Origin of the sequence: Streptomyces cirratus, from assembly GCF_014650775.1 — a bacterium.
In the GTDB taxonomy this organism is placed as follows: domain Bacteria; phylum Actinomycetota; class Actinomycetes; order Streptomycetales; family Streptomycetaceae; genus Streptomyces; species Streptomyces cirratus.
In genome coordinates, this window is sequence record NZ_BMVP01000001.1 from 920278 (window position 1) to 932424 (window position 12147).

General features: G+C 75.4%; 11 protein-coding genes. 8 read left to right on the plus strand and 3 right to left on the minus strand.

All coding sequences use genetic code 11. The annotated features are described in order from the left end of the window. The first annotated feature begins 24 nt into the window (after positions 1 to 24). Positions 25 to 1554 carry a class I adenylate-forming enzyme family protein gene (locus tag IE207_RS04160; protein WP_190182580.1) on the plus strand — a complete coding sequence of 510 codons (1530 nt, stop codon included), beginning with the start codon at positions 25 to 27 and terminating at the stop codon, positions 1552 to 1554. A gap of 174 nt (positions 1555 to 1728) precedes the next feature. Here the strand turns inward: IE207_RS04160 and IE207_RS04165 are convergent, their stop codons facing one another. Further along, the gene (locus IE207_RS04165; RefSeq protein WP_190182581.1) at positions 1729 to 2595 is read right to left on the minus strand and encodes a spermidine synthase; all 867 of its coding nucleotides are present in this window, start codon (positions 2593 to 2595) and stop codon (positions 1729 to 1731) included. Between the two features lie 55 nt (positions 2596 to 2650). Continuing rightward, a complete protein-coding gene (locus IE207_RS04170; protein WP_190182582.1) occupies positions 2651 to 3187 on the minus strand; it encodes a hypothetical protein in 537 nt (178 codons plus the stop codon). Between the two features lie 244 nt (positions 3188 to 3431). Here IE207_RS04170 and IE207_RS04175 point away from each other — a divergent pair, with 244 nt between their 5' ends. Beyond that, entirely contained in the window at positions 3432 to 4757 is a 1326-nt protein-coding gene (locus IE207_RS04175) for an NsdA family TPR-like regulatory protein (RefSeq protein ID WP_190182583.1), read from the plus strand. Positions 4758 to 5076: 319 nt separating this feature from the next. On the opposite strand, the gene IE207_RS04180 is transcribed toward IE207_RS04175, so the two are convergent. Then, a complete protein-coding gene (locus IE207_RS04180) occupies positions 5077 to 5673 on the minus strand; it encodes a histidine phosphatase family protein (RefSeq protein ID WP_190182584.1) in 597 nt (198 codons plus the stop codon). 268 nt (positions 5674 to 5941) lie between these two features. On the opposite strand from IE207_RS04180, the gene IE207_RS04185 reads away from it, so the two are divergent. From IE207_RS04185 to IE207_RS04210, 6 genes are all read left to right on the plus strand, one after another. Further along, positions 5942 to 7114, plus strand: a complete 1173-nt coding sequence (locus tag IE207_RS04185; RefSeq protein WP_190182585.1) for a hypothetical protein — start codon at positions 5942 to 5944, stop codon at positions 7112 to 7114. Continuing rightward, on the plus strand, positions 7102 to 8682 hold the full coding sequence (locus tag IE207_RS04190; protein WP_190182586.1) for a hypothetical protein: 1581 nt from the start codon (positions 7102 to 7104) through the stop codon (positions 8680 to 8682). Before IE207_RS04185 ends, IE207_RS04190 begins: the two co-directional genes overlap by 13 nt. Beyond that, positions 8679 to 10010 (plus strand): AAA domain-containing protein, encoded by a 1332-nt coding sequence (locus tag IE207_RS04195; protein WP_190182587.1) that lies wholly within the window; start codon positions 8679 to 8681, stop codon positions 10008 to 10010. Before IE207_RS04190 ends, IE207_RS04195 begins: the two co-directional genes overlap by 4 nt. Positions 10011 to 10142: 132 nt before the next feature. Then, positions 10143 to 10883: a hypothetical protein gene (locus IE207_RS04200; protein ID WP_190182588.1), complete on the plus strand. Its 741-nt coding sequence runs from the start codon at positions 10143 to 10145 to the stop codon at positions 10881 to 10883. A gap of 109 nt (positions 10884 to 10992) precedes the next feature. Further along, complete coding sequence (locus tag IE207_RS04205; RefSeq protein ID WP_190182589.1) at positions 10993 to 11550, plus strand: NADPH-dependent FMN reductase; 558 nt, start codon at positions 10993 to 10995, stop codon at positions 11548 to 11550. 91 nt (positions 11551 to 11641) lie between these two features. Next, positions 11642 to 11989, plus strand: coding sequence for a DUF8844 domain-containing protein (locus IE207_RS04210; protein ID WP_190182590.1), 348 nt, complete (start codon positions 11642 to 11644; stop codon positions 11987 to 11989). Positions 11990 to 12147: the final 158 nt, after the last annotated feature.

The window sequence follows — 12147 nt, forward strand, 5'->3', positions numbered from 1 at the left end:
GGGGCGGACGACGGGGAGCCGGACATGGGTGCTGGAGCGCGGTACGTCACGGAGCTGGTGGAGGCCTGCGAGCGGTACGCCGACGGGCCCGCCGTCGGCGCCGGTCCGGTGCTGCTGACGTACGCCGACGTGCTGGCGTGGGCGTACCGGCTGGCGGGTGCCCTGGAGGAGCTCGGCGTGCGGCGGGCGGCCGGACTGGCCTGCGTGACGGCCGGGAACCCGCACGAGGCGCTGCTGGTGCGGCTGGCCGCGCACGTGCTGGGGGCGCGGCTGACCCAGGTGAGCGTGGGCCCCGCCACCCACGGTCTGGACTTCCTCCTGCGGGACTGCGAGCCCGTCCTGGTGGTCCACGACACCCCGGTGCCGCAGGGCGGGGCCCCGCGGGTCACCCTGGCGGCGCTGCTGGAGCGGGCCGCCGCCCGCGAGGCGCGGCCGGTGCCGGTGCGGGCGCGCGAGGAGGACGTGGCCCGGGTGACGTACACGGGCGGCACCACGGGCCGGCCCAAGGGGGTCGCGTCCACGTTCGCGGCGATGGCCGCCCGGGACTCCGCCCGCAGCGCGGAGACGGTCTACCTGTCGGTGACCTCCCTGGCGCAGCGTTCGGGGGGCCGGTGCCTGGAGCAGCTGCGGGCGGGCGGCCGGTCGCAGGTCCTGGACGGCCCGTTCGTCCCGCGGGAGTTCGCCGCCGCGTGCCGGCTGCTCGGGCCCGTGTCCACGTACCTGACGACCTCGATGGTGTACCGGCTGCTGGACGACCCGGTGACCGCAGACGGCGTGCCCGGCTTGGAGCGCGTCTCGTACGGGGACTCCCCCATCGCCCCCGAACGGCTGCGGCAGGCCCTGACCCGCTGGGGTCCGGGAGTGCGCTGGCGCCAGGGGTACGGGATGAACGAGGCCGGGGTGATCTGCCGCCTGTCGGAGGCCGACCACGACGCCGCACGGGCCGCGCGGCCGGCCCTGCTGGGCTCCGTCGGGCGGCCCGCGCCCGGGGTGGAGGTGGAGGTCCGCGCGGCGGCCGGGGCCACCGGCGAGGTGTGGGTGCGCTCCCGGACGGTGATGGCCGGCTACTGGAAGCAGCCCGCCCTGACGGCCGAGGTGCTGCGCGACGGCTGGCTGCGGACGGGCGACCTCGGCCACTTCGACGCGGACGGCTACCTGTACCTGGACGACCGGGTCAAGGACGTGGTGATGGTGGACGGGGAGAACATCTACTGCGGCCCGGTCGAGGCGGCCCTGACCCGCCACCCGGCGGTGTCCGAGGCGGCGGTGGTCGGCCGGCCGCACCCCGTCACCGGGGAACAGCTCTGCGCCTTCCTCGTCCCGGCCCCCGGCCACACCCCCGACGAGGCGACCGCCGCTTCCGCCTGCGCGCTGGCAGCCACCCGCCTCGCCCCGGCCCACCGCCCGACGGCGTTCTTCTGGCTCCCCTCCCTCCCGCTGACCGCCCGGGGCAAGCCGGACAAGACCCGCCTGCGCGCGACCGCCGCCGCACATCGCGGCCACAGCACTGACGCGGAGCGCCGGCGGGAGGCCGGCGAAGGGGGGCCGGACTAGGGCGTGTTTCGAAAGTAGCGCCGGCCGCCCGAAGGGCGGGCCCCGCGGCGTCCGGTGCGTGCGACCGCAAGGCGGAGGGTCGCCCTCGTACCGGGCCGTACACGGGCGATCCCGACAACGCGGCGAGCGTGCGTACCGGGCGTCGCGGGGCAGGCGGGACTTTCGAAACGCGCCCTAGTGGAACACCGACGGCGGGGGCTGCGGGGAGGGGACGGCTGAGGCGTCCGCCACCGGGGTGGCGCCGCCGGCGAAGTCCGAGAGGGGGCGGCCGTGTTCCACGCGGCCGGGGTGGGGGTCGCTCGCTACCCGGCGGGTGAACTCCGCCACCGGCAGCTCCCGGTCGGCGGCGACGAGGACCGCGTTGCCGAAGCGTTTGCCCCGCCACACCACCGGGTCGGCCGCCAGCGCCAGTTCGGCGAAGCGGGAGGCGGCGGTGGCGATCTGGCCCCGCAGGTGGGTGAGCGGCGGGCCGTCCGTCAGGTTCGCCACGTACCACCCGGTGGGCGCCAGGGCCCGGCGTACGTCGTCCAGGAACTCGGTGCTGGTCAGGTGCGCGGGAGTGCGGGAGCCGCTGAACACGTCCGCGATGACCATGTCCGCCCAGCCGTCCGGCACCTTGGCCAGCCCCGCCCGCGCGTCCACCGCCCGGATCCGGACCCGCGTCTGGGGGTCCAGCGGCAGGTGTTCCCGTACGAAGGCCACCAGCGCGGCGTCGATCTCCACCACCTGCTGGGTCGAGCGGGGGCGGCTCGCCGCGGTGTAGCGGGCCAGGGTCAGGGCCCCGCCGCCCAGGTGCACCACGTTCAAGGGGCGGCGGGCCGGCGCGACGAGGTCGATGAGGTGGCCGATGCGCCGCTGGTAGGCGAAGTCGAGGTGGAGGGGGTCGGCCAGGTCGACGTGGGACTGCGGGGCCCCGTCGATGAGCAGGGTCCACGCCTGGGCGCGCTCGCGGTCGGGTGCCAGTTCCGCGCGGCCGCCGTCCACCTGCCCGACGACCGCCTCGCAGGCCCCGCGCCGCTTGCCCTTGCTCTTGCCAGCCATGGCCCCAGTATGCCGGGCCCGCCGGCCCCGGGTCGCGTCTTGGCTGGTCAGGGCCTCAGCGGCAGTTGTCCGCCGCTTCGATCAGCCGGGCGGCCTCGCCGAGCGCGGCGCGCAGCACGTCGGGGTCGGTGACCGGCCCCACGGCCTCCGGCGGCAGCAGCCAGGCCGCGGCCCCGGCCGTGGGCGGGGCCGCGTCGGCGCCGTCCGCACCGTTGGGGTTCCCGCCCGCGAGGTCACCGAAGCGCATGCCGCGCCCGTTGGTGTGCGTACAGGCGCTGCCCGGCAGGTCCCAGGCGTCGGCGGTGCCGGGCGGGACGAGGAAGCCCAGGGTGTCGCCGGAGCCGTCGTGCAGGACGGGCCCGACTCCGGGGGCGGTGTGGCCGGTGGTCCGGCGGATGATGTCGACCGCCTCCAGGCCCTGGCGGGTGGGTACGGTCACCAGGTCGGGCGCGTCGGCCGGTCCCCCCGCGGCCGGGTACGCACCCACGGCCGGGTGGGAGTCCGCGGCCGGATACGCCTCCGCGGTCAGGGACAGGCCAGCGGCCAGGGGCGCGCCCGGCCGGGGCGCGGTGTTCGTTCCAGTGCTCTCCATGCCGCCCTCCATCAAGGGAACCCCTCCTCGATCCGCGTACGAGCCACTCCGCATGGGTTCAACGCGGCGGAACGTCAACGGGTGCGGCGCAACGATGCCGCAAAGGATGGCAGTTCATGGCAGATCACGGGTGAGATATCCGTTTTGTAGGCAAACATCGCATGAACGGTCCTCCGGCGACGGTACGTTCGTGCCCGCCGGGCACCAGTGTGTACAAAGCCCGAAGTCCAGAGAGGCCACGTCCATGGCGGCGTTCCCCCACTCACCCAATACCGCCTTCCGGCGGCTGCGCGGCTCCCACTCCCCCGCAGAGTTCGCGGCCTTGGTGCGCCGCGCGGCACGCGAGATCGGCGAAACGGTTTGCTGCGACGCCCGTTACATCGGCCGGGTCGAATCGGGGGAGATCCGCTGCCCCAACTACGCCTACGAGCGGGTGTTCCTGCACATGTTCCCCGGCCGCACCCCGGCCGACCTCGGGTTCTCCCCGCGCGAGTCGGTGCGCGGCCGCTCGGGGCGGCGCGCCGTGGCCGCGCCGCCCGTCCCCTCCCACCCCGTCCCCCGTTCCAAGGAGAGTGACGTGCTGCGTCGCGCGTTCATGGCGGGCGGCTCCGCGACCGTGGCGGCCGCGACGCTCGGACTCACCCCCCTGCTCGGCGACTCCCGCCGGCCGCCCTCCCGCGCCGGGGCGGCGGAGGCCGCCGCCGTCGAGGACGCCGTGCGGCAGATCCGGCTGCTCGACGACCGGCACGGCGCCGATGCCCTGTACCGGCGGGCCGCCGAACCGCTGTGCGCCGCCTACGCGTTGCTCGACGCGGGGGCCACCCGCCAGTCGACCGAGGACCGGCTGCACGCGGGCGCCGGGGAACTGGCCGTCTCGGTGGGCTGGCTGGCCCACGATTCGGGCCGCTTCGAGGACGCCCGCTCGCACTACGCGGAAGCCCTGGCCACGGCCCGGGTGGCGGGGAACCCCGCCCTGGAGGCGCACGCGTTCAGCAACATGGCGTTCCTGGCCCGGGACTGCAGGCGGGCCCGGGAGTCGGTACGGGCCGCCCAGGCGGGCCGCCGTGCAGCGCGTTCGCTGGGCTCCCCGCGGCTGCTCTCGCTCCTCGCGCTGCGGGAGGCGGGCGGCTGGGCGGGGCTGGGCGACCGCAAGTCCTGCGAGGAGGCGCTGACACGGGCGCACACCGAGTTCGCGCGGGGTGAGGCGGCCGCCGACCCGGAGTGGATGAGCTTCTTCGGCGAGGCCGAACTGGAGTCCCTGGAGTCCCGGTGCTGGGCGGCGCTCGGGGAGCACGCGCGCGCGGCCCGGCACGCCCGGCGGGCGGCGGACCTCCAGGATCCGCATTTCGCCCGGAACGTGGCCTTCTACACCGCCGAACTCGCCGGGGACCTGGCCAACGCGGGGGCGCCCGACGAGGCCGCCTGGGCGGGGGGCCGGGTGCTGGACCTGCTCGCCGCGGTGCAGTCGACGCGGATCAGCTCCATGCTCGCGACGACCGCCCGTACCCTGCTGCCCCACCAGCGCTCCCCGCACGTGGCCGAGTTCCTCGCACGCCAGGCGGCGCTCTGACGTGACGGCGCCCGGTCAGGTGCCGACGTACTCGTACACCGCCCCGTCGGGGTGGCGCAGGACGGCCCGGCGCCCGTTGGGGGTGTCCGCCGGCGCCGCGACCTGCGGCGGCCCCGCGAACAGGAGGAACGGTCCGGCGCTCGCCGGCTCCGGCCCGGCGGAGGCGCACCGGGCCGGTGCCTCGCCCGTCAGCTTCTCGTAGGAGGGCAGGGCCTGTTCGAGGCGTCCACTCGGCGCCGCAGCGCCACGGAAGCGATCGCCGTACGCCGATCCTCGCAGTCGGGGCTCGACGGCGTCATGCCTTACGGCACTTGACGGCCTAGGCGTCCAGGTGGCCCGTGTCGTTCCAGCGTTCCAGCGCCGGGGCGCCATAAGCCCAGCCCAGGACCGACAGGGAAGTGGGGTCCAGGCGGATGCGGGCGCCGAAGGAGGCCTCGAAGCCGAGCCAGCGGGCGGCGAGGGTGCGCAGGATGTGGCCGTGCGCGAAGACGAGGACGTCCCGCTCCGCCGAGCGCGCCCAGGCGACGACCTCGTCCGCGCGGGCCGCGACGTCGGCGACGGATTCGCCGCCCGGCACCCCGTCGCGCCAGATGAGCCAGCCCGGCCGGACCGCCTGGATCTCGGCCGGGGTCATGCCCTCGTAGTCGCCGTAGTCCCACTCCATCAACGTGTCCCACGCCTCGGCCTGCGCCCCGAAGCCCGCCAGGTCGCAGCTCTCGCTGGCCCGGACCAGCGGGCTGGTGCGCACCTCCAGGCCGCGCAGGCTCGCCCACGGGTCGCGCGCCAGCCGCTCGCCGAGCAGCTTCGCGCCCCGCCGGCCCTCCTCCAGCAGCGGCACGTCCGTGCGTCCGGTGTGCTTGCCGAGCTGGGACCACGCCGTCTGGCCGTGGCGGGCCAGCAGGATGCGGGGGGCCATGTGCGTTTCTCCCGGTCGGGGTGGATGGACGTACCGGCGGACATGACGCCCGTACCGGTACGGATGCGTCCGTCGCGCCCCTCCATCATCGCCGACGCGGTACCGGACCGCGTCGCCCGGGACGCCGGGCCGCATCGCCCGGGACGCCGGGCCGCATCGCCCGGGACGCCGGGCCGCGTCCCGCACACCGGCAGCCGCGCCCGGGCGACGCAGCCGGATTTCAGGCGTAGGGCCACGATTGTCAGTGGCGGATGGGACACTTCCGCCCGTGAGCTCCTACCCGCCCAGCGTCCCCCCGCAGACGACTCCGCAGACGACCCCCCTGCGGCAGCGGCTCGCCGACCTGCGCGGCCCCGCCGTGCCGCCCCGTCCGCTCGACGCCCGCGCGCTCGCCGCCCTCGCCGCCAACCCGGGTTGCGGCAGACGGGCCCTGCTCGACGGCGCCGGCGTGGACAAGACCGCCCTCGCCACGGCCCTCGGTTCGCCCTCCGCCTTCGGGCAGTCGCAGTTCGCCATCGTCCGGGGCAACTCCTTCGAGGCCAAGGTCAAGGGCGACGGCGGAGCGGAGCTGCTGCGCCTGGTCCACGAACACCTCGGCGCCGGAGCCGAGCCGCCCGGCGCGGCCGCCCTCGTCCCCGACCTCACCGCCGCCGGCCCCCAGGGACGCGCCGCCCGCACCGCCCTCGCGCTGCGCGAGGCGACCTCCGCCGGCGCCTGGACACTGCTGGACCACCCGATGCTGGCCCTGGAGGTGGCGGGCTCCCCCGCGTACCTGGAGCCGGACGCCGTCGTGGTGCACCCCGACGGACGCTGGACGGTGGTGGAGATCAAGTCGTTCCCGATGATCGACGGGGGCGCCGACCCGGCGAAGGTGGGGGCCGCCGCACGTCAGGCGGCCGTGTACGTGCTGGCCCTGGAGAACACCGCCGGGAAGCTGCCCGGGGCCGCCGTGGGCCACGAGGTGCTGCTGGTCTGCCCCAAGGACTTCTCCAACCTGCCCACCGCCGCGCCGGTCGACGTGCGCCGGGAGCGCTCCGTCACCCGGCGCCAGCTGGAGCGGCTGACCCGGGTCGAGGAACTGGCCGCCCTGCTGCCCGAGGACCTGTGCTTCGATCCCGCGCGCCCCGCCGAGGAACTCGACCGGGCCGTCTCGGCGGTGCCCGCCGCCTACGCCCCCGAGTGCCTGGCCGCCTGCGAGCTGGCCTTCCACTGCCGGCAGCGGGCCCGCGCCGCCGACGAGGTGGGCGCACTCGGCCGGTCGCTGCGGGCCGAGCTGGGCGGGCTGGGCACCGTCGGGGAGGCCCTGGCGGCCGCCGCCGGAGCCGGGCCCGCCGAGGACCCGACCGCGGCCGCACTGCGTCAGGCCGCCCGGCTGCGCGCCGAGGCGCTGGCGCTCGCGCCCGCCCGCACCCCGTCGGAGGACTCCGCATGCCCCTGCTGAACACCCTCGCGCGGCTGGAGGCGGTCCGCTCGGGCCGGGCCCGGCCCCTGGCGACCGTACGGCACCGGCATCTGAGCGGGCGCCCGCTGGTCCTCGTACCGCTGACGACCTCCGGCGAGGCGGGGGCGCCGCTCGGCGCGCTGGTCGGCACCGACCGGCACGACCCGTGCCTGCTGGTCATACCGCAGCCGCGTGACCGGGACCTGCGCTGGGAGTTCCTGGCGGAGCTGGCGCGGCAGGTGATGCCGTACATCGACGCGTACGCCGACGACGTCGAGCCGGCCGAGCGCACCGAGACCGACCCCGAGACCGGCAAGCGGGTCAAGGTGGAGACCGAGCTGTGCGTGGACGCGCCGCAGCTGATCGTGCCGAGCCGGGCGGGCGTGGAGTACGTGCGGCTGCTCGGGCGGTCGATGCGGTTCCGGCGCACCGCGGAGGAGGATCCCGAGAACCCGTATCCGGTGCCCACTCAGGTGCCGCTGCTGGGACGCTGGTTCACCCACCTCGCCGAACGCTCCCGGGTGCCCGGGTCCGCACTCCTGCTGTCGGCGACCGAGCTGCTGGCCCGGCACTGGGCGACCGGTCAGAGCAGCGTCGAGGACCAGCACCTGGGCGCCCTGCTCGCCTGGATCGCCCCGCCGGGCGGCGAAAACGGCCCGGGGACCGGCGCGGAAGCCGCCCTGCGCGCGGAACTGGCCCGCGACCGGGACGGGCAGCTGCTGGTCCCGCCCGCCGGGCCCGCCACCGACCCGGCCTTCGACAACAAGCTGCTGGCCCCGGCGATGGCCCGCTACGACGCCGCGCGCGCCGCGGACGACCGGGACGCCGCCGACCGGGCCGGACGGACGCTGCGCGAGCTGGTCGAGGGGCAGCTGCGGCCCACGTGGGACGCGGTGTGGCGCTCCCTGGACCTGCTGCGCGCCCTGCCCGCTGGTGAGCGGACCGGTGAACGCTGGACCCGCGACCGCTGGTCGTACACCGCCCACCGCGACCGCGTACGGGCGGGTGAGCCGCCGCAGCCGCGCCGCGACGACGCGGTGACGGCGGCGCAGAAGCTGGCCACGCGGGAGACGGAGCAGGTGCGGCTCGACGCCCAGGAGGCGTTGGACGACCCCCTGGTGATGGCGGGGCGGCGCCTGGCGGGCGAGGCGTTCGCCGGTGAGGTCACCGAAGTGGTCATGGAGTGGAGCGAGTCGGCGCGCCCGCGCCCGCGGCCACTGGTGACGGTGGTCACCGAGGACCGGCCCCAACTGGCCGACGGGGCCGCCGCGAAGGTGTTCCGGTCGCTGGACGGGCGCCCGCAGGCCGCCGAGTTCGTACGCTTCGAAGGGGCCGGGGGGATCGTGCTGCGGCTGCTCGACAAGATGGGCTCGGGCCGGGAACCGGCGCCGGGCACGGTCCCGGAGAAGGGCGACCGGCTCTGCTGGACGCTGTTCGAGCACGACGCGCGCGGCGGCCCGAAGCTGCCGGACCCGGAGCAGACCCCGTGGACCCACGGCGGCCCCCCGGGATCGGCGACCGCCGCGCTTCCCCTCCCCGACCCGGTCACCGACGGAGACATCCTTTGACCGCCTTCGACCCGGGGGCCGCGGCCGCCCAGGCGACCGCCGCCATCCTGCACGACACCCTGCACGGCACCGACCGGGGTGTGGTCGTGGACTCCCCGCCCGGGGCCGGGAAGTCCACGCTGGTGGTGCGGGCCGCCCGGGAACTCGCCGCCGCGGGGCGCCGGCTGATGATCGTCGCGCAGACCAACGCCCAGGTGGACGACCTGGTGCTGCGGCTGCACGAGAAGGATCCGGGGTTGAAGGTCGGCCGGCTGCACAGCAGTGAGGGCGACGCCTACGATCCCGCGCTGCGCGAGCTGCCCTCGGTCACCCTCTCTGCCAAGCCGGGGGACCTCACGGAGCTTCCGGTCACCGTGTCGACGGCGGCGAAGTGGGCGTACGTGAAGGACGCCGAGCCGTGGGAGCACGCCATCGTGGACGAGGCCTACCAGATGCGCTCCGACGCGCTGCTGGCCGTGGCCGGGCTGTTCGAGCGGGCGCTGTTCGTGGGCGACCCGGGGCAGTTGGACCCGTTCAGCGTCGTCGGCGCCGAGCAGTGGGCGGGGCTGTCCTACGACCCTTCGGCGTCGGCGGTGTCCACGCTGCTGGCGCACAACCCAGGGCTGCCGCAGCACCGGCTGCCGGTGTCGTGGCGGCTGCCGGCATCGGCGGCCCCGCTGGTCTCGCGCGCCTTCTACCCCTACAGCCGGTTCCGCAGCGGTACGGGCCCGGGTGAGCGGCGGCTGTCGTACGGGGTCGCCTCCGACGGGTCGGGCCCGGACCGGGTGCTGGACGAGGCCGCCGAGTCGGGGTGGGGCCTGCTGGAGCTGCCCGCGCGGCACGCCCCGCGCACCGATCCGGAGGCGGTCGCGGCGGTGGCGCTGGTGGTCCGCCGGGCCCTGGACCGCGGCGCGGTGACGCAGGACGAGCACCCGGGCGGCCCGACCCCGCTGACGGCGGACCGGATCGCCGTCGGCACCGCCCACCGCGACCAGGCGGCCGCCGTCCGTACGGCCCTGGCCGGCCTCGGCGTCACGGGCGTCACCGTGGACACCGCGAACCGCCTCCAGGGCCGCGAGTACGACCTGACGGTGGTCCTGCACCCCCTGTCGGGCCGCCCCGACGCCACGGCCTTCCACCTGGAGACGGGCCGCCTGTGCGTCCTGGCCTCCCGCCACCGCCACGCCTGTGTGATCGTGGCCCGCGCGGGCATCGCGGCCCTCCTGGACGACCACCCGTCGACGGAACCGGTCCAGCTGGGCGTGACGGTGAAGTTCCCGGACGGCTGGGAGGCGATGATGTCGACCTGGGACTTCTGGTCCGACCACCGCATCCCGTGGCGGCCCTGACCCACGGATTCCGCGCCCGGGGCCCTGCACCCCTTGGGGTGAACTGCGCGCGCAACCGCCGGCCCCCCGGCCGTGGTACGTGTTCTGCTACCCCTGCGTCCGCGTGGACGGAACAGCGGAAAGGGGACGGTCGTGCGCTTTACGGGACACGCCAGGAGGTGGCTCGCCACCGCCGTCGGCGCCGCCGTGCTCACTCTCGTGACGGCACCGGCTTCCGGCGCGGAGCGGGACCGGCTCGCGGGCGCCTACCTGAACCTGCACCAGTGCGTGTACTTCGCGCTGCTCCCCAACACGAACACGATCACGATGGTGGGACCGGGCGACGACGGGCGGTTCAGGACCGGGACGAACGTCTCGGACACCGCCGACCACACGCTGTCGTGCGGTCGGGGTGACGGCAACTACCGGGAGAACGTCAACAGGTCGTGGTTCACCACCTTCGACCTGAGGACCGGGCGCTACCTGAACCTCCACCAGTGCGTCTACTACTCCGACAGCGGCACCGACCACCTCACCACGGTGATCCCGGACACCACCAGCGGGTTCTCGGCCGGCACGAACGTCTCCGACACCGCCGACACCAAGCCGTCCTGCGAACCGGGCGCCGAGGGCTACCGGCTCATCCCCCTGCTGTCGGCCGTCAAGGCGTTGGACCTGAGGGCCGGGAAGTACCTGAACCTGGAGCAGTGCGTGTACTACTTCACCCGCTTCAACGACCACTTCACGACGGTGGCGCCCAGCGACGACGGGCGGTTCAGGGCCGGCACGAACGTCTCCGACACCGCCGGCGCCGAGCCGTCCTGCGGCGCGGGCGACGGGAACTACGAGCCGATCCCCCTGCTCTCGGGCGTCAGGGCCCTGGCGCTCACCTGAGGGTTGCCCGGCGGGTGTGACACAGCAGGCGGACGCGGCTTTGTGCGGGGCGCGGCAGCGACCAGACTGTCGCCGAGACAGCACACCCACGCCACACGGGAGTTCGACCATGACCCGCCTGCACGTCATTTCCGCCGCCACCCGCCCCACCTCCTCGGGCCGCCCGCTCGCCGCATGGGTCGGCGAACGGGCGCGCGCCCACGGCGGCTTCGAGGTCACCTCCGTCGACCTCGCCGAGATCGCCCTGCCCTTCCTCGACGAGCCCGAGTACGCCTCCAGCGGCGTCTACACGAACCCGCACACCCTGGAGTGGAGCGCCCTGGTCGACTCCGCCGACGCGTTCGTCTTCGTCCTGCCGATGTACAACGGCGGCTTCACCGCGCCCTTCAAGAACGCCATCGACTTCCTCTACAAGGAGTGGGGCGGCAAGCCGGTCGCCCTGTTCAGCTACAGCGCGGGCCCGACGGGCGGCGCCCCGGCCGCCGAGATGCTGCTGCCGGTCCTGACCCGCCTCGGCATGCTCCCCACCGAGCGCCGGGTGGCCGTCCCCGGCATCAACGCCCTCATCGGCCCGGACGGCTTCCAGGCCCCGGAAGGCCTCGCCGAGGAGCTGGCCGGGATGCTGGACGAGGTCGCCGCCCTGGCCTCGGAACCCGTCTCCGCCTGAGGCGCGCGCGGGCGCGAGTGCGCCCTTGCGGGACGTTGGACAATGGAGGGTGGCCCGGAAGGATTCGCGCGCAGCACACAGGAGGACAGGCATGGCAGAGCCCGAGCGGACCGAGCGGAGGCTGCGGCCCGCGCCGTTGCTCTTCGAGCCCTCGGAGGCGGCCTCGGACCCCGAGCACTTCTTCGACCTGGAGTCGATAGAGGACCCGCGGGAGCTGCTGACCCGCGCCACCGAGCTCACGCTGGCCTTCCGGGCGGCGCAGGACCGGGCCGTCGAGTTCCAGGCGCTGGCGGCGGCGCAGCTGGCCGATCCGCGCCGGTTCGACCGGCTGCCCGCCTCCGAGATCGCGGAACGGGCGGAGTGGACCGAGGACTACGCCGTGAAGATGATCGAGTTCGGCGAGAGCCTCCAGCGCGGCGGCGGCCCGGACGAGGCGTAGGGCCCGGGTGAGCGCTGCCGGCCGGGCGACGGGCGGGGTCGCGGCACGGCAAGCGCTGTCGGGTGCCGCGGCCCGTGGCATATGCGGGGCGCACCATACTCCGGTTCCCTCCGCCGTGTCCGGATTTTCGGTAACCCGGGGGAGTCGCGCCACTACCG